The sequence below is a fragment of the Streptomyces sp. DG1A-41 genome, assembly GCF_037055355.1.
Classification (GTDB): domain Bacteria; phylum Actinomycetota; class Actinomycetes; order Streptomycetales; family Streptomycetaceae; genus Streptomyces.
On sequence record NZ_CP146350.1, the window covers coordinates 1,809,916 to 1,827,671 of the forward strand.

At 71.7% G+C, this 17,756-nt stretch carries 13 protein-coding genes and 1 pseudogene; 5 read left to right on the forward strand and 9 right to left on the reverse strand.

The window, feature by feature from the left end; all coding sequences use genetic code 11:
• Positions 1-6: 6 nt before the first annotated feature.
• A complete protein-coding gene (locus tag V8690_RS08515; protein ID WP_338785288.1) occupies positions 7-1,665 on the reverse strand; it encodes a CTP synthase in 1,659 nt (552 codons plus the stop codon).
• A 521-nt stretch (positions 1,666-2,186) separates the two neighbouring features.
• Here V8690_RS08515 and V8690_RS08520 point away from each other — a divergent pair.
• The 4 genes from V8690_RS08520 (at position 2,187) to V8690_RS08535 (ending at position 7,101) form a co-directional block, all read left to right on the forward strand.
• Positions 2,187-3,989: a glycoside hydrolase family 15 protein gene (locus tag V8690_RS08520; protein WP_338777000.1), complete on the forward strand. Its 1,803-nt coding sequence runs from the start codon at positions 2,187-2,189 to the stop codon at positions 3,987-3,989.
• Positions 3,990-4,319: 330 nt separating this feature from the next.
• Positions 4,320-4,682 carry a hypothetical protein gene (locus V8690_RS08525; protein WP_338777001.1) on the forward strand — a complete coding sequence of 121 codons (363 nt, stop codon included), beginning with the start codon at positions 4,320-4,322 and terminating at the stop codon, positions 4,680-4,682.
• Positions 4,683-4,902: 220 nt separating this feature from the next.
• Positions 4,903-6,621, forward strand: coding sequence for a sialidase family protein (locus tag V8690_RS08530; protein WP_338777003.1), 1,719 nt, complete (start codon positions 4,903-4,905; stop codon positions 6,619-6,621).
• On the forward strand, positions 6,622-7,101 hold the full coding sequence (locus V8690_RS08535; protein ID WP_338777004.1) for a hypothetical protein: 480 nt from the start codon (positions 6,622-6,624) through the stop codon (positions 7,099-7,101).
• 292 nt (positions 7,102-7,393) lie between these two features.
• On the opposite strand, the gene V8690_RS08540 is transcribed toward V8690_RS08535, so the two are convergent.
• Entirely contained in the window at positions 7,394-8,350 is a 957-nt protein-coding gene (locus V8690_RS08540) for an LLM class F420-dependent oxidoreductase (RefSeq protein WP_338777005.1), read from the reverse strand.
• 125 nt (positions 8,351-8,475) lie between these two features.
• Between V8690_RS08540 and V8690_RS08545 the strand changes: the two are divergent.
• Positions 8,476-10,118 (forward strand): annotated as a pseudogene (locus V8690_RS08545) (PucR family transcriptional regulator ligand-binding domain-containing protein).
• An 11-nt stretch (positions 10,119-10,129) separates the two neighbouring features.
• Here the strand turns inward: V8690_RS08545 and V8690_RS08550 are convergent.
• The 7 genes from V8690_RS08550 to V8690_RS08580 form a co-directional block, all read right to left on the reverse strand.
• The gene (locus tag V8690_RS08550) at positions 10,130-10,516 is read right to left on the reverse strand and encodes a transposase (protein ID WP_338777006.1); all 387 of its coding nucleotides are present in this window, start codon (positions 10,514-10,516) and stop codon (positions 10,130-10,132) included.
• Positions 10,517-10,651: 135 nt separating this feature from the next.
• On the reverse strand, positions 10,652-11,209 hold the full coding sequence (locus V8690_RS08555; RefSeq protein ID WP_338775318.1) for a helix-turn-helix domain-containing protein: 558 nt from the start codon (positions 11,207-11,209) through the stop codon (positions 10,652-10,654).
• Between the two features lie 235 nt (positions 11,210-11,444).
• A complete protein-coding gene (locus tag V8690_RS08560) occupies positions 11,445-12,695 on the reverse strand; it encodes an IS701 family transposase (RefSeq protein WP_338777007.1) in 1,251 nt (416 codons plus the stop codon).
• A 96-nt stretch (positions 12,696-12,791) separates the two neighbouring features.
• Positions 12,792-13,937: a glycosyltransferase family 4 protein gene (locus V8690_RS08565; RefSeq protein WP_338777008.1), complete on the reverse strand. Its 1,146-nt coding sequence runs from the start codon at positions 13,935-13,937 to the stop codon at positions 12,792-12,794.
• 213 nt (positions 13,938-14,150) lie between these two features.
• Complete coding sequence (gene recN / locus V8690_RS08570) at positions 14,151-15,869, reverse strand: DNA repair protein RecN (RefSeq protein WP_338785289.1); 1,719 nt, start codon at positions 15,867-15,869, stop codon at positions 14,151-14,153.
• 165 nt (positions 15,870-16,034) lie between these two features.
• Positions 16,035-16,940, reverse strand: coding sequence for an NAD kinase (locus tag V8690_RS08575; protein WP_020275056.1), 906 nt, complete (start codon positions 16,938-16,940; stop codon positions 16,035-16,037).
• A complete protein-coding gene (locus V8690_RS08580; protein ID WP_338777017.1) occupies positions 16,937-17,752 on the reverse strand; it encodes a TlyA family RNA methyltransferase in 816 nt (271 codons plus the stop codon). Before V8690_RS08580 ends, V8690_RS08575 begins: the two co-directional genes overlap by 4 nt.
• Between the last annotated feature and the right edge of the window lie 4 nt (positions 17,753-17,756).

A 17,756-nucleotide genomic window follows, 5' to 3' on the forward strand; every position in this document is an offset into this window, starting at 1 on the left:
GGTGTGTTACTTCGAAGTCTTCCGCTCGACCGCGGCCTTGACGAGCCCGGCGAACAGCGGGTGCGGGCGCGTCGGGCGCGAGCGCAGCTCCGGGTGCGCCTGCGTGGCGACCAGGTACGGGTGGACGTCGCGCGGGTACTCGACGTACTCGACGAGCTTGCCGTCCGGGGACGTGCCGGAGAACAGGATGCCCGCCCGCTTCTCCAGCTCGGCGCGGTAGGCGTTGTTCACCTCGTAGCGGTGCCGGTGACGCTCCTCCACGTACTCCTTGCCGTCGTACACCTCGCGCACGATCGAGCCCTCGGCCAGCTTCGCCGGGTACATGCCGAGCCGCATGGTGCCGCCCATGTCGCCCTCACCGGCGACGATGTCGAGCTGCTCGGCCATGGTGGAGATGACCGGGTGGGCGGTGGCCGGGTCGAACTCGGTGGAGTTGGCGTCGCCGATGTCGACCAGGTTCCGCGCGGCCTCGATCACGATGCACTGGAGGCCGAGGCAGAGGCCGAGCAGCGGGATCTTGTTCTCGCGGGCGTACTTGATCGCGCCGACCTTGCCGAGCACGCCGCGGTCGCCGAAGCCGCCGGGGATGCAGATGCCGTCGACGTCGCCGAGCTGCTGGGCCGCCCCCGCCGGGGTCTTGCAGTCGTCGGAGGTGACCCACTTGATCTTGACGCGGGCGCGGTTGGCGAAGCCGCCGGCGCGCAGCGCCTCGGTGACCGACAGATAGGCGTCGGGCAGGTCGATGTACTTGCCGACCAGCGCGAGGGTGATCTCGTGGTCGGGGTTGTGGACGCGGTCGAGCAGGTCGTCCCAGGTCGTCCAGTCGACGTCGCGGAAGGGCAGGTCGAGCTTGCGGACGACGTAGGCGTCCAGCCCCTCGCCGTGCACGGTCTTCGGGATGTCGTAGATCGAGCGGGCGTCGGGGCAGGCGACGACGGCGGCCTCGTCGACGTCGCACATCAGCGAGATCTTCCGCTTGATCGCGGTGGGCACCTCACGGTCGCAGCGCAGCACGATCGCGTCCGGCTGGATACCGATGTTGCGCAGAGCCGCAACCGAGTGCTGGGTCGGCTTCGTCTTCAGCTCACCCGAGGGACCGATGTACGGCAGGAGCGAGATATGGACGACGAACACGTTGTCACGGCCGACCTCGTGCCGTACCTGGCGGACGGTCTCCAGGAACGGCAGCGACTCGATGTCGCCGACCGTGCCGCCCACCTCCGTGATCACGACGTCGACCTCGTCCGTCGCCATGCGGCGGATGCGGTGCTTGATCTCGTTGGTGATGTGCGGGATGACCTGCACGGTGTCGCCCAGGTACTCGCCGCGGCGCTCCTTGGCGATCACGGTGGAGTACACCTGGCCGGTGGTGACGTTGGCCGAGCCGTCCAGGTCGCGGTCGAGGAACCGCTCGTAGTGGCCGATGTCCAGGTCGGTCTCGGCGCCGTCGTTGGTGACGAACACCTCACCGTGCTGGAAGGGGTTCATCGTGCCCGGGTCGACGTTCAGGTACGGGTCGAGCTTCTGCATCACGACGCGCAGACCGCGGGCCTTGAGCAGCATGCCGAGGCTGGATGCCGTCAGGCCCTTGCCGAGCGAGGAGGCGACACCCCCGGTGACGAAGATGTGCTTGGTCGTCGAATTACGAAAAGCAGCGGGCGGCATGGCCAAGACGGGGCTCCCGTGGTCGCGGTCTGGGGGTGCGGTGCGGCTGCCTGCCGGAGGTTTCCGGGGGCTGGCCGTCGCTGCGGTTCGGGGGTTTGCTGCCCACCGGTCCACGGGCTACCAGCGTATCAGCGCCGCGAGGCGATGGCTTCCGGCCACGCTCCGCGCACGCGCCGACACGGAGACGGTCGCCCTCACCGGTCTCTCACCCGCTGCTCACTCGTTCGACGTACTCGCCTTGTCCGGAGCGGCACCCAGATCATCTGCGTGCGTCGTATCCTGCTCGGACACTCGCTGCCGAGCCCGCCCCGGCCCCACGGCAACCACCCCCCGCCCGTAAGCACCGGAACAACGTGAGCTCGTCAGTTCGTTGAGCAACAATTGGCGCTTTGCATCACGGCTGAGTGACCTGTTTTGCTTCATCGCTCAATGACACATTGCAAGACTTGCTGAAAACCCCCTTGACCGCACTAGCGACAGCCCCCTTGCGGGGTGACGTGGCCGTTCGACTGGAGTTGCACGTGGCCGGGCGCATCGAAGACTACGCACTCATCGGAGACATGCAGACCGCTGCCCTGGTCTGCCGGGACGGCACGGTGGACTGGCTGTGCCTGCCCCGCTTCGACTCGCACGCCATCTTCGCCGGCCTGCTGGGCAACGAGGAGCACGGCTTCTGGCGGCTCGGGCCCGCGTACGCCTCCGACCAGCAGCCACCCACCGCGGCCCGGCGCAGCTACCGCGGTGACTCGCTGATCCTGGAGTCCGAGTGGGACACCCAGCGGGGCACGGTCCGGGTGACCGATTTCATGCCGCCGCGTGACGGCGCCCCGCAGCTGATCCGGATCGTGGAGGGCGTCTCGGGCCGCGTGCCGATGCGCTCGGCGCTGCGGATGCGGTTCTCCTACGGGCGGGTGGTGCCGTGGGTGCACAAGCACGAGGGGCGCACGGTGGCCGTGGCGGGCCCCGACTCCGTGTGGTTCGACACATCCGCCGAGACCTACGGCAAGTCGCTGACGACGTACGCGGACTTCACGGTCGCGCCGGGTGACCGGATCGCGTTCACGATCTCCTGGCAGCCCTCGCACAAGGAGCCGCCGCCGCTGCCCGAGCCGGAGCAGTCGCTGGAGGCGACGGAGGACTTCTGGCGCGAGTGGGTCGACCACTGCACCTACCACGGCCCCTACCGGGAGGCCGTGGTCCGCTCACTGATCACGCTCAAGGCCCTGACGTACGCCCCGACCGGCGGCATCGTCGCCGCGCCCACCACCTCCCTGCCGGAGGACATCGGCGGCGTCCGCAACTGGGACTACCGCTACACGTGGCTGCGGGACGCGGCGATCACCCTGTCCTCGCTGCTGCGCACCGGCTACCGCGAGGAGGCCCGCGCCTGGCGCGAGTGGCTGCTGCGGGCCGTGGCCGGCGACCCGGAGAACCTCCAGATCATGTACGGCATCGCCGGCGAGCGCGAGCTCGGCGAGGCGGAGCTGGACTGGCTGCCGGGCTACGAGAACTCCGGCCCGGTCCGGGTCGGCAACGGCGCCGCGCACCAGCTCCAGCTGGACGTCTACGGCGAGGTCACCGAGGCCCTGCACCTGGCCCACATGACAGGCCTCGCGCGCAACGACTACGCCTCGCTGCTCCAGCTGAAACTGATCCGCTACCTGGAGGACCACTGGCAGGACCCGGACGAGGGCATCTGGGAGGTGCGCGGCCCGCGCCGCCACTTCGTGCACTCCAAGGTGATGGCCTGGGTCGCCGTCGACCGCACGATCAAGCTGATCGAGTCCGGTGACGCCGACGGCCCGCTGGACCGGTGGAAGGAACTGCGCGACGACATCCACCGCGACGTGTGCGAGAAGGGCTACGACAAGGAACGCAACACCTTCACGCAGTCCTACGGCTCGAAGGAGCTGGACGCGTCGCTGCTGCTGATCCCGCAGATGGGCTTCCTGCCGCCGGACGACAAGCGCGTCATCGGCACCATCGAGGCGATCCAGCGGGAGCTGTCCACGCCGGACGGCTTCATCCTGCGCTACCCGACGCAGGGCGACAACGAGGGCGTCGACGGCCTGCCCGGCGACGAGGGCGCGTTCCTCGCCTGCTCCTTCTGGATGGCCGACGACCTGGCGATGATCGGCCGCGTGGACGAAGCCCGCAAGCTGTTCGAGAAGCTGCTGTCGCTGCGCAACGACCTCGGCCTGCTGGCGGAGGAGTGGGACCCGCACCTCCAGCGCCAGGTGGGCAACTTCCCCCAGGCGTTCAGCCACGTGCCGCTCATCGACACGGCCCTGCGTCTGACGGCTTCGGGGGCGTACGGGGGCTGACGTGTAGGGGCCCGTTTCCCATGTCGTACTCCGCGCCGTGATGTCGTCGCCATGTCGGATACGACACGGCAGCCGGATCCATGCCTCCAGCCCCGGTGGTTCCACCCTGTGTGTCGGATGGCCCGGTCGTCATCCATGCGAAACGACCGGGACATGCCAGCAGCGTCGGCGGTGATCAAGCCGCCCTGAGGACGTGTGGCTTGGGGGTCCGATGAGCAGGGCGGATCTGGCCGGGCCGGCGCAGCTGAGCGTGCGGCGAGCTGACCAGGGTCTGGAGGACGATCCGGAGTGGGCGTCCGTCTCACTCGATCTCCTGCGGACCGCGGAGCCGTGGGGCGAACGTTCCGCTGGTGCAAGGGCCGGAAGCACTACTCCGGGACGTACTGGTCGGCGACGGTGGGCGACCACGTGATCTACGAGTCGCGGCGGGAGCCGGGGCGGCTGCTGTTCGCGGACTTCGCCCCTGGGGTCCGGCACATCGTCGCTCGGCCGTTTCTGATCAAGGCCGAGGTGCAGGGCGGGCTGCGGCGGCACATCCCGGACTATCCGCTGCTCACGGACGGCGCCCCGGTAGTCGTGGCGGTATGCGGCCAAGGCGTCGGAGTTCGGCGTGACCAGGCGAACGGTGGAGTGGCAACCCCCAAGGAGCAGAGAGCGGTGGAGCGGTACACCGGCCATCCACAGCCATCGTAAAGAGTGCGGAAAGATCCCCTTGCGCGCGACGGACGCGCCCGTCGCCGCCGTTGAGCGGACGAAGGTTCCACGGCACCGCCACTCTTCGTCCGACTCACGAACCCACGAGGTAAAAGTGGCTCTACCTTTCGCAATCCGCCTTCGCGGCCACCGCCGCCCATGGTCGCGGGGACGCATAGCCATCGGTCTGCTGGCCCTGGCCGCCGGCAGTCTGTCGACCGTGTCGGCCGACGCCGCCACCCCGGCCTCCGGCTCGGTCAGCGACACCGCACCCACGACCACGTGGAGCGCCGGCCCGTTCGCCGTACCCAATGTCACCGGCACCACGGGAGACCCCACCTGCGGTGACCCGCAACTCTGTGACGACTTCGCCCTGCGGGTCAGTGTCCCGTCGGGCTACGACGCCGGCCACAGCCTGCGGATCGACGTCAAATGGCCCAACGCCGCGGCCGACTTCGACCTCTACGTCCTCGACGCAGGCGGCAGGGAGATCGCCGCCTCGGCGTCCTCGAGCGATCCCGAGACGGTCCTGCTGCCTGCTGTCTCGGCCTCCTACACCGTGCGGGTGGCGCCGTACGCGCCGCTCGGGGACAGTTTCACCGGCACCGCGAGCCTGGTCGCCAACCCGGTCGACCCGCCGCCCAGCACGGCGACACCGCCGGCCTACGCGAACTCCCACGCCCCCGACGGCATCGCGGATGCGCACAACGCCGGTGAACCCTCCATCGGCGTCAACCGGTCCACCGGCGCCACGATGTTCCAGGCCTACACCTCGACGCTCAAGGTCACCTACGACGCCGCCGGCACCGCCACCTGGCAGGACAAGAGCGCGAACGCCGCCAACGGCTGTCCGCAGGGCAGCCTCACCAGCCTCGACCCGATCCTGTTCACCGACCCGAGAACCAACCGCACCTTCGAGTCACAGCTCGCCGGCAAGACCGCGCTGACCTGCTACACCGACGACGACGGAGGGACCTGGACGCCGACGGCCGGCTCGGGCATCGACTCCGGCGTGGACCACCAGACCATCGGCGGCGGCCCCTTCGCCTCCGGCGGGCTCGGTGCGCTCACGTCGTACCCGAACGCCGTCTACTACTGCTCCCAGGACATCGCCGACGCCTCCTGCGCGGTCAGCCGGGACGGCGGTCTCACCTACGGACCGGCCGTTCCGATGTACTCCCTGCTGGACTGCGGCGGGCTGCACGGGCACGTCAAGGTGGCGCCCGACGGCACCGTGTACGTGCCGAACAAGGGCTGCGGCGGCAACCAGGCCGTGGCGGTCTCCGAGGACAACGGCCAGACCTGGTCCGTCCGCAAGAACCCGTTCAGCACCCCCGGCGACTCGGACCCCAGCGTGGGCGTCGGCGCCGGCGGCACCGTCTACATGGGCTACCAGAACAGCGACGGCACCGCGCGTATCGCCGTCAGCCACGACAAGGGGAAGACCTGGCTGTACGACCAGAAGGTCGGCGCAGACCTCGGCGTCAAGAACATCGTCTTCCCCGTGGTGACCGCGGGCGACGACAACCGCGCCGCCTTCGCCTTCCTGGGCACCACCACCGGCGGCAATTACCAGGACACCGACAACTTCACGGGTGTCTGGCACCTGTACGTGGCCACCACCTACGACGGCGGGCAGTCCTGGGTCACGGTCGACGCCACCCCCACCGACCCGGTCCAGAAGGGGTCGATCTGCACCGGCGGCACCACCTGCGGCAAGGACCGCAACCTGCTGGACTTCAACGACGTCACGATCGACGCGCGGGGCAGGGTGCTCGTGGGCTACGCCGACGGCTGCACCGGCGCCTGCGCCACCGGCGGCGCGCAGAACTACGACGCGCTGGCCACCATCGCGCGTCAGGCTTCCGGCAACACGCTGTACGGCGCGTACGACGCCGTGGTCACCGGCAAGCACAAAAAGCCCAAAGGAGGCCAGTAAGTGAAGCCGTTGCCCCCGGTTGCCGTACTGGCCGGCGCCGTTCTCGGCCTGGTGGCCGTCACCGGATGCTCGACGCCGGTCAGGAACGCCGGGCCCTTGGCCGCGACGCCGTCCGCCACCACGGCGCCGACCGAGGCTGCTGCGCCCGGCGGTTGTCCCACCGCCGCCTCACTGCCGCTGCCCAAGGACTTCCCGGCGGACCTGCCGGTGCCCCACGGCGCGGTCGTCACCTCGGTGGAGCATCGCCCCGGCGACCGGCTGATCGTCGCCACGGTCGTACGGGACGGCTTCGACTCCGCCCTGACCTTCCTGCAGAAGCAGCTCCCGAAGGCCGGATACGTCCTGAACGAGGGCGAGGTGGAGAAGGACGACGCAGAGTCGAACTTCTCCTCACCGACCGTCAAGGGACGCTGGACCCTGCGGAAGATGCCCGACTGCGAGGGAGGGGTGTACCTCACATACCTGACGTCTGCGGCCTGACGTCTGCGGCCTCCTGACCTCGGCCGGGGCGGAGACGGCGGGCGCGGTGTGCTTCCGGGACTTCTTGTATCGGCTGCCACCGCCCCGCGTCTCCTGTACGTCTGGCCCAGCGGCTCCTTCCGCGTCCAAGCCGGCAACACACGGCGCAAGCCCGCCTGCGGCGCGCGGCACACCCCGTCAACGCCGGGCCCTCGGGCGGTGACCCGCTCAAGCCGGCGCACCAGCGCAAGGCATCCAAGCCGGGGCTCCCAGATCCGGGCCTGGCCGGGCCGCTCGGCAACCCGCAGGGGTGTCACACCGCCCTGAGGGCCGTGAGCGTCCGCTCCCCCGCCGGGTCGCCCGCCGTGGCCGGGACCAGGGCGATCTCGTCGAGGCCGGCCTCGGCGTAGGCGTCGATGCGGGCGCGGACGGTGTCGGCGTCTCCGACGAGGGCGACCGTCTCCGCGGCCTCGGGTGGCAGGGCCCGCAGCAGGGTGTCCGGGTCGGCTCCCTTGGCAGCCAGTTCGACGACCGCGGCGAGCCCCGCGTCGACGAACATGTCGCTGTAGCCCGGCACGGTGAGATAGCCGACGACGCTGCGCAGGACCTGCGTGAGCGTCTCCGGCTCCGGGTCCACGGCGGCGGGCAGCCAGGCGGCCAGCCGGGGCGGCGTACGCCCGGCCCGCTCGGCGGCGGCGAGCATCCGTGCCCGGAGCACGCGGACCTGCTCGGGGGAGACGATGTCGAGCAGCATCCGGTCGGCGTGCTCCACCGCGGTGGCGATCGCGCGCTCGCCGAACGCCGCGACGGTGAGCTCGCCTCCGGGCGGCGGCAGCCGGCGCAGGAAGCCGCTGCCGGGCACGATCGGCTCGCCCGGCCTGCTGCCCATCAGTGCGCGCACGGCCGCCGCCGACTCCTTCAGCGCGGCGGCGGGCCGGGTCCGCGGCCGGCCGTGCACGCCCTCGACGACCCGCTTGCTGGACGTGCCCAGGGCCACGCCGACCGGCCGGCCGGTGACGGCCGCGGTGGACGCGGCGCCCCGGACGATGGTGAGCGGGTCGCGCACCGACACCGGCACCGGCCCGGCCGTCAGCGTCGCCCGCTCGGTGGCCGCGGCGATCGCCGTCGCCAGGACGAACGAGTCCCACGTCGGTCCCTCGCCCGCCCACACCTCCCGGTACCCGAGCCGGTCGGCGAGCACCCCGACCCGCAACGGCTCCTCGAACGGAGTGTCGTCCTCTCGCCCCACCGCGACCACGCTCATGTCCATGACCGCGCCCGTACCCGGTCGTTTCCGCGGTATTCCCGTGTTTGACGGCATGCGATCCCCTGCTTGATCGCCCCATGCCCGTCCGGAGATGTCCGGGAGGCACCCGCGCGGGTAGCGTCCGACACATGGACAGCGGGACGGACAGCGGCTACGACACCCGGGGCGCCGGGATCACCGTACAGCGGGCGCTGGAGCTGCCGGGTCTGCGCAGCGGGCTGCCCGAGGTGCTGGCGGGCGCCGACCGGCTCGGGCGGACCGTGCGCTGGGTGCACGCCGGTGAGGTGCCGCACATCGCCTCGCTCCTCAAGGGCGGCGAGCTGCTGCTGACGACGGGCTACGGCCTCGGCACCCGCCCGGCCGAACAGCGCGCGTTCGTGCGCACGCTGGCCGAGCGCGGCATCGCCGCCCTGGTCGTGGAGCTCGGCCCGCGCTTCACACGGCTGCCCGCCGCCCTGGTCGACACGGCCCGTTCGGCCGGGCTGCCCCTTGTCCAGCTGCACCGCGAGGTGCCGTTCGTCACGGTCACGGAGGAGATCCACACCGAGATCGTCAACGGCCACTACGCACTGCTCCAGCGGGCCGAGGAGGTGCACCGGCGGTGTACGGAGGCCCTGCTGGGCGGCGGCGGAGTGCCCCAAGTCCTAGGCATCCTGGCCGACTTCGGCGACAACCCCGTCTTCCTGGAGACGGCGGACGGGCAGTTGCTGTACGCCGCCGGGGCCGGTCCCGAGGGCACGGACCCGCTCCAGGTGTGGGAGGGGCTGCGCGCCCAGCACAAGGACGAACCTCCGCTCGCGGGCTCGGTCCTGGTGGACGTGCCGGGCGGCGGGCCGGGCAGCGGGGGCGTCCGCGCGCGCCTCGTCCTGCTCCCCGTACGGACTCCGCTGGCGCCGGTGCACCGGATGGCGGCCGAGCGGGCCGCGGGCATCCTGGCCGTGGTGCTGATGCAGGCCCGGCAGGAGGAGGAGCTGGCGGCGCGCGGGCGCGGCGACTTCCTCACGGACCTCGCCGAGGGCCGGGTCACGGCGGAGGACGCTCCGGCGCAGGCGCGCGTGCTGGGCTTCCGGCCGGGCGACGGCCCGCTGCTGCCGGTCGTCATGCGGCTCGGGGACGCCCTGTCCCCGGGGGAGGCTGGGCGGTGCTGGCCCGGGCGGTGTCCGAGGAACTGGCCTCGGTGGGTGTGCCGGTGCTGCTCGGCGTACGGCCGGTGGAGGGCCGGGTGCTGGTCCTGCTGGGGCTGCGCTCGGAGCCGGAGCGGGCGACGGTCGCGGAGCGGGTCGCGGCGGCGCTGCGGGCCGGGGCGGAGCGAGCCGGGATGCTGCGGCCGGGCGGGCAGCCGCCCGTGGTGGTCGTGGGCGTGGCCGGCGGCTGGACGGCCGCGGCGTCGGGCCTGCGGCACGCGGCCGAGACCGCCACGGCGGCCCAGGGCCTGCCGGACCGGCCCTGGTACGACGCCCGGCGCCTGGACATCGACCTGCTGCTGTGGCGGCTGCGCGACCACCCGGACCTGGCCGCCTTCGTCGACCGGGCCCTCGGCCCGCTCCTGGAGCACGACCGGCGCTCCAGGCCGCCGTTGCTGCCCACCCTGACGACGTACCTCGCCCACGCGGGACGCAAGGCGGAGACGGCCCGGGAGCTCCACCTCAACCGGCAGACCCTGTACAACCGCCTGGCGCGCATCGGGGAGCTGCTGGGCACGGACCTCGACGATCCGCAGACGGTACTGGCCCTGAGCCTGGCCCTGCGGGCCCGCAGGCACGTCCCCTAGTGCTGGATTCCTCATTGGATGTACACATATCGGCGTCGTAGTTGGCGGGTGGGCGGGGCCGGCCGCCCCCAGATCCAGGGGCGGGCTCGGGCGTTGAGCTGGGCGGTGGCCACGGCTGTGGCCTGGGCGATGTCGTCGGGGTTGGCGAAGGACCGTCCGGCCAGGGCGGTCTTGCGGAAGATCCGCCACCAGCCTTCCTGCAGGTTCAGCCAGCACGCGCCGACCGGGATGAACGCGTGGCGGATCCGGGGGTGGTCCTCCAGCCAGGTCCGGGTGGACAGGCTGTTGTGAGAGGACAGGTTGTCGGTGACGATCCAGATCTCACCGGTCGGGTTGGCGTCCTCGACCAGTTGCAGGAACTGCTGGTAGAAGACGCTGTTGCGGGAGGAAGCCGCCATGGTGATCTGCTGGCCGTCCCGCGCGTAAGGCTCCGTAGACCCAGGTCTTCTCCGGCCCGCGGCTGTAGTCGAGCTCGGACTTGATGCGGTGCCCGTCCGGTGACCAGCCCGGTGCGGGCGCGAAGGTGCGCGGGATCACCGGCCCCAGCTCGTCGGCGCAGATGACCGTCGCGCCGTCGGGCGGCTGGGTGTAGAGGCCGATGATCCGCGTCCTTTTCCCGCGAAGTCCGGGTCCTTCGAACGGGTCCAGGACCGGGTGCGGCGCCAGCGCACACCCTCGGCGATCAGGATCCTGCGCACCTGGGAGCGGCCGACCTCGATGCCCAACTGCCGGGCCTGAGCAGCCAGGGAGTCCAGCGTCCACTCAGCCGGCCCCGACTCGTCGGCCGCCCACAGGTCCCCGCCGGGCTGCACCTCCAGCCTCCCCGGCGGCACCTCTTTGACCAGGGCGATAATCCGGGACCGCTCGGCCTCCGTGATCCGCCGCTTGCGGCCCTGCCCGCCCAGATCCTCCAGTCCCTCCAGCCCGGAGCGGTTGAAGCGGTGCAGCCAACGCCGCACCGTCTTCTGGCCGCAGTCCAGCTCCTCCGCGATCGCCGGAACTCGCAAGCCGGCCCAGCTCAGCTCGACCATCCGCGCCCGCATCACCGCATCTCGCGGCGCCTTGCGGGCCCGCGACAGCCGACGCACCACTGCCCGCTCATCCTCATCACGGCTTGGCCGTGCCCGTAACACCACCGTCCAGCACCCGCCCCCGAGCACCCGAACCACCCCGCCACCAGCACATATACCCACGGAAAGAGGAATCCAGCACTAGTAGGGCTTGGTCAGGTTCGTATGGGTGTGGGTATGTCGCGGTGGCAGGTGGGGCAGGCGCCGGTCCAGGTGGCGAGGAGTGTCTGCAGTTCACGGACGACCTGGTAGAGGCTCAGGCCCGCGCCGGATCTTTTGGGTCTCGGGCCAGTCGTTGCAGGGTGCAGAAGGCATGGGCGGCAGAGACAAGAGTGACGTGGTGGTGCCAACCGGTCCAGGTGCGGCCCTCGAAATGGGCCAGTCCCAGGGCCTGTTTCATCTCGCGGTAGTCGTGCTCGATGCGCCAGCGGAGCTTGGCCAGCCGCACCAGCGTCGCCAGCGGCATCCCGGAGGGCAGGTTCGACAGCCAGAACTGCACCGGCTCGCTCTCACCGGCCGGCCACTCGGCCAGCAGCCAGCGTTCGGGCAGTTCCGGACCGCCGGTGGCCTTGCGGATGCCGCGTCCGGCGGGGCGGACCCTGAGGGCGACGAACCGCGAGTACATGCGCTTGAAGCCGCTGCGGCCCTTGCCCGGGCGGGAGCCCTCCCGCCAGGACACCGGCCGTGCGGCCGCCTTCCCGGCCGCGATGAGCAGGTCCTTCACGGTCTGCGCGGGCTCGGGGTACTGCATCTTGGGCGGCCGGCCGGTGCCCGCACAGGCCGGTTGGACGGGCCGGGCCCTGGCCGGATGGGCGGTGTGGCGGCCGGAGATGCCGACCGCGTAGGGCAGATCTCGTTCCTCCAGCCCGAGGCGGAAGGCGGCGGCATCGCCGTAGCCGGCGTCCGCGACCACCAGCGGGGCATCGACACCCCATGACCGGGTCTCGTCGATCATGTCCAGGGCCAGCTGCCACTTCTCCACATGTCCCGCCTGGGCCGGGATGCCGCAGCGGGTGCGGCGGGCGACCTTGACCGCATCGGCCTGCGGCGAGGCGGGATCCCAGGAGGCGGGCAGGAACAGCCGCCAGTTGACCGCGGCGGAGGCACGGTCGCAGGCCAGGTGCACGGAGACGCCCACCTGGCAGTTGGTGACCTTGCCCGCGGTGCCGGTGTACTGCCGGGCCACACATGCCGAGGCGTCCCCGTCCTTCAGGAAGCCGGTGTCGTCGATGATCAGTGCTTCCGGGCTGATCGCCTCGTGCATCCGCCAGGCCAGCCGGGCCCGTACATGGGCCGCATTCCACGGGCTGGAGGTGATGAAATGCGCCAGCGCCTGCCGGTTCCCGTCCTCACCGAGACGGGCCGCCATCGGCTCCACCGACTTGCGCCGCCCGTCCAGCAGCAGACCGCGCACATACGCCTGCCCCCACCGCCGTTGATCCGCGCGGAAAAACCCGTCGAACAACTCCGCCGCGAACGCCTCCAGGTCCTCCCGGACCCCGGTCATCTCCTCAGGTGTCACACCAGCCCAACGACACCGACGGGCAGGCAGACACGCCATCCGCGAGCGAAGATGACCAAGCCCTACTAGGGCCCGGAGGGTTTATGCGAGGGGCCGGGGCTGGGTCAACTCGTCGTACACGCTGAGTACTTGGGCGACCGTCTCGTCCTCGCTCGGCCAGGTCGCCGCCTGCCGGGCGCCCTTGGTCTTCAGCAGCTCCCGGCGCTCGGGGTCGCCGAGCAGGCGTACGGCGGTGTCGGCGAGCGCCTCCGCGTCCCCGCACGGGACCAGTTCGGCGGCGTCGCCGACGAGTTCGGGGATGCCGCCGACGTCGGTCGCGACGAGCGGCACGCGCGCATGGAGGGCCTCCTGGGCGAGGACCGAGCGGGCGTCCTCCCACCGGCTCGGCAGCAGGGCGAGGTCGGCGGCGGCGAGCAGGTCGGTGATGTCGTCGCGCCGCCCGATGAGCCGGACGGGCAGCCCCTCGCCCTCGATCCGCTCCTGGAGCTCGCCGCGCAGCGGCCCCTCGCCCGCGATCACGACCAGGGGCACGGGATCGAGCCGGCGCCACGCGCGCGCGGCGTCCAGCAGCACGTCGTACCCGCGGTGCGGCTCCAGGGAGCCGACGGCCATCAGCAACGGCCGTCCTATGGCGCCGAGTTCGGCACGCACCTTGGGCCGCAGCCGGTCGGGGTCGTCGGGCTCCACGGGCCTGCGGGGGCCGGGCAGCGCGACGGCCGCGAGCCGCGCGTCCCGCGCGCCGGTCCGCCGCGCCCGGTCCACGAGCACCGACGTCGTCCCCAGCACCACGGTGGCCGCCTTCACGACCCGCCGCTCCAGTACCCGCAGCAGATGGGCGCGGGCCCCGTCGGCATGCGCCCGGTCGTGCCACGTCACGACGAGCGGAGTCCGCACGCGCCGCCCGCTGAGAGCGAGCACGGTACGGAACGAGGCGTGCAGCCCGTGCGCGTGCACCAGGTCGGCGTCGGCGCAGGCCACCCGCAGGGCCGCCACCGACACCGGGTCACTGCTGCGCGGCACATGCACATGGTCGGCCCCGACACCGCTGAAGTCATAGGCGCGATCCGCCTCGTAGGGGGCGCAGACCGTGACTCTCACACCCCTCGCGACGAGCCCCGCAGCCAGGGAGCGCACATGCGCACTGCTGGCCGCGTTGCCTCCGCCCAGCACCTGCACGGTGCGCAACGGCGACTGGCCATGCGGTGAGTGGCTGCTCACGTGGGTCACGTGGCCGGGCTCCTGGTTCGGGTCGGGCGGTCACCGCGCAGGATTCCCACGCGTACTCCGCCAAGGATGCCAGGACATCTGCGGGTTCCGGGAACGCCCCGAAGCCCGGCGGCGCGACAGTGGGGCGCGGCATCGGGGGGACGCGCCGGGCTGCGTCACCCACACGAGTGAAGATCGGCGCATCCCGCGACAGCTGCGCGACCGCTCCCGCCGCTACAGATCCGCCCGAGCCGTCGCCAGCAGCTCCTCCGCGTGCGCCCGGGCCGTCTCCGAGTCCTCCTGGCCGGCGAGCATCCGGGACAGCTCCCGGACCCGCTCCTCCCCCTCCAGCACCGTCACACCGGAACGGGTGACCGATCCGTCGTTCGTCTTCTCGACCAGCAACTGCCGGTCGGCGAAGGCGGCGACCTGCGGAAGATGGGTCACGACCACGACCTGCGCGGTCTTCGCCAGGCGCGCGAGCCGCCGGCCGATCTCGACCGCCGCCTTGCCACCGACACCGGCGTCGACCTCGTCGAAGAGATACGTCGGCACGGGATCCGTCCCCGCGAACACGACCTCCACGGCCAGCATCACCCGGGACAGCTCACCTCCGGACGCCCCCTTGGCGATCGGCCGCGGCGGCGCACCCGGGTGCGGGGCCAGCAGCAGCTCGACCTCGTCGGCACCCGCGGGCCCGTACGCGACCGGACGGCCGCCGACCTCGACGCCGTCGGGGTCCTCGGTCTGCCGGATGTCGAAGGACACGCGCGCGTGCGGCATGGCGAGCGAGGCCAGCTCGGCGGTCACGGCCGCGGCGAACCGGTCGGCGGCCTCCGTGCGCGCGTCCGTCAACGCCTGTGCGAGCCCGCCCAGTTCGGCCCGCAGCGCGTCCCGCTCGGCGGTCAGTTCCCCGATCCGCTCGTCGTCGCCGTCGAGTTCGGTCAGCCTGGCGGCACTCCGCTCGGCCCAGGCCAGCACGGCGGAGATGTCGTCGCCGTACTTGCGGGTCAGCCCGGTCAGGGCTGCCCGCCGCTCCTCGACGGCCGCCAGCCGCAGCGGGTCGGCGTCCAGATCATCGGCGTACCCGGCCAGGTCCCCGGCCGCGTCGCGCAGCAGGATCCCGATCTCCCCGATGCGGTCGGCGAGCGCGGCCAGCGCCGGGTCGTGCGACCGTACGGCGTCCAGGGCCCGCTGCGCGCCCGCGACGAGCGTCCCGGCGTCGACGCCCTCGGGGTCCTCCGGATTGCCCGCGAGCGCGGCGTGCGCGACCGCGGCGGCGGACGCCAGCGCCTCGGCGTGCCCGAGCCGCTCGGCCTCCTCGGCCAGCTCCACGTCCTCACCGGCCCGGGGCTCGACGGTTGCGATCTCGTCGAGCCCGTAGCGCAGCATGTCGGCCTCCTGGGCCCGTTCACGCGCGCGTGTGGTGATCTCGTCGAGCTCGGCGGAGACGGCCCGCAGCCGCTTGTAGGCCTCGCCGTACTTGGCCAGCGGCACGGCGACCGCGTCGCCCGCGTACCGGTCGAGCGCCTGCCGCTGCCGGGACAGCTTGAGCAGCCCCTGCTGGTCGGTCTGCCCGTGCACGGCCACCAGTTCGTCGGCGAGCTCGGCCAGCACCCCGACGGGCACGCTGCGCCCGCCCAGGTGCGCCCGCGAACGCCCCTCGGCGGAAACGGTACGGCTGATCAGCAGCGCCCCGTCGTCGAGCTCGGCCCCGGCCTCCTCGGCGCGTACGGCGGCCGTGGCGTCCTCGGACACGGTGATCCGCCCCTCGACGACGGCCTTCCCGGCCCCGATCCGCACGAGCGCCGGGTCCGCGCGCCCGCCCAGCAGCAACCCGAGGCTGGTGACCACCATGGTCTTGCCCGCACCCGTCTCACCGGTGACCGCGGTGAACCCGGGCGACAGCTCGACGACAGCGTCGTCGATCACGCCGAGCGACCGTATCCGCATCTCCTCCAACACGGACACGACCTTACGAGGTCCGAGCCAAGGATTGCGACTGGCCCGGTCTTGTCACCCACGAGAGTGGATCGCCCCATAGGGGCGCGGGGAACTGCGCGAACAACCACAAACCACCCGCACCCGCCGGCGAAACGAAACCACCCCCACAAACCGCTAGTGAGGAGCCCCCCGCCACCCGGAAACAGGCAGCGCGAACTTCGCCACCAGCCGATCCGTGAACGAAGCGTGATGCAGCCGAGCCAACCGCACCGGCACAGCCCCTCGCCGCACCTCCACCCTCGCACCGGGCGGCAACTCCACTGTCCGCCGCCCGTCACACCACAGAACCCCCGGAGGAATGTGTGGCAGAACCTCCACAGCCAACACAGAATCCGGCGACGTCACCAACGGCTTCGCGAACAACGCGTGCGCGCTGATCGGCACCATCAACAGCGCCTCGACCTCCGGCCACACCACCGGCCCGCCCGCCGAGAACGCATACGCGGTCGACCCGGTCGGCGTCGCGCACACGATCCCGTCACAGCCGAACCCCGTCACCGGCCGCCCGTCGATCTCGAGGACGACCTCCAGCATCCGCTCGGCGGACACCTTCTGCACGGCCGCCTCGTTCAGCGCCCAGTCCGTGTGCACGATGTCCCCGTTGCGGTGCACCACGACGTCGACGGTCATCCGCTCCTCGACCTCGTACGCCTTGCTCACCACCCGGTCGACGACCTTGTCAAGGTCGTCGCGCTCGGCCTCCGCGAGGAACCCGACCCGCCCGAGGTTGACGCCGAGCATCGGCACGCCCGACGCCCGCGCGAACTCGGCACCGCGCAGCAGCGTGCCGTCACCGCCCAGCACGATGAGCAGCTCACACCCGTCGAGGCACTGCGGAGTGGCCTCCTTGACCAGCTCCACCTCGTCCGGCAGCGGCAGGTCACGCGCCTCGGCCTCCAGGACACGCACGCCGAGACCGGAACGCAGCAGCCCCTTCACCACGAGCTCGGCACTGCGCACGGCGGCGGGCCGCCCCGTGTGGGCGAGCAGGAAAACAGTACGAGCTCGGTTCTCGGTCAACGCGGCCCCTCCGCAACTGCACGGTCGACATCGGCCGGGTCCAGTTCCGGTGCCCCGGCCCGCAGCCACAGAAAGTATTCGACATTCCCCGACGGCCCGGGCAGCGGACTGGCCGTCACGCCCTTCACCCCGAGCCCCAGGCCCCAGGCCTTGCCGGCGACCCCCGTCACCGCTTCGGCCCGCAGCTGGGGGCTGCGTACGACTCCCCCGCTGCCCAGCCTCTCCTTCCCCACCTCGAACTGCGGCTTGACCATCATCACCAGGTCCGCGTCCGGCTTCACGCACCGCACCAGGGCGGGCAGGACCAGCCCGAGCGGGATGAAGGACAGATCCCCCACGACAAGATCCACAGGCTCCCCATCGATCTCTTCAAGTGTCAATTCGCGTACGTTCGTACGGTCCTTGACGGTGACGCGTTCATCGTTCCGAAGAGACCATGCGAGTTGTCCGTATCCGACGTCCACGGCGACGACGTGGGCGGCACCCGCCCGCAGCAGGACATCGGTGAAACCGCCGGTGGACGCGCCCGCGTCGAGCGCCCTGCGCCCCTCGACGACCAGGCCCTGCGGCATGAACGCCGCCAGCGCGCCGGCGAGCTTGTGGCCGCCGCGCGACACGTAGTCCGGATCGTTCTCGTCGGCCGCGACGACGATCGCGGCCGCGGTCTCCACCTGCGTGGCGGGCTTGGTCGCGACGGTCTTGCCGACGGAGACCCGCCCGGCGGCGATCAGCTGGCCGGCATGCTCACGCGAGCGCGCGAGCTTCCGGCGGACCAGCTCCGCGTCGAGACGGCGGCGTGCGACTCCTGCCACGTTC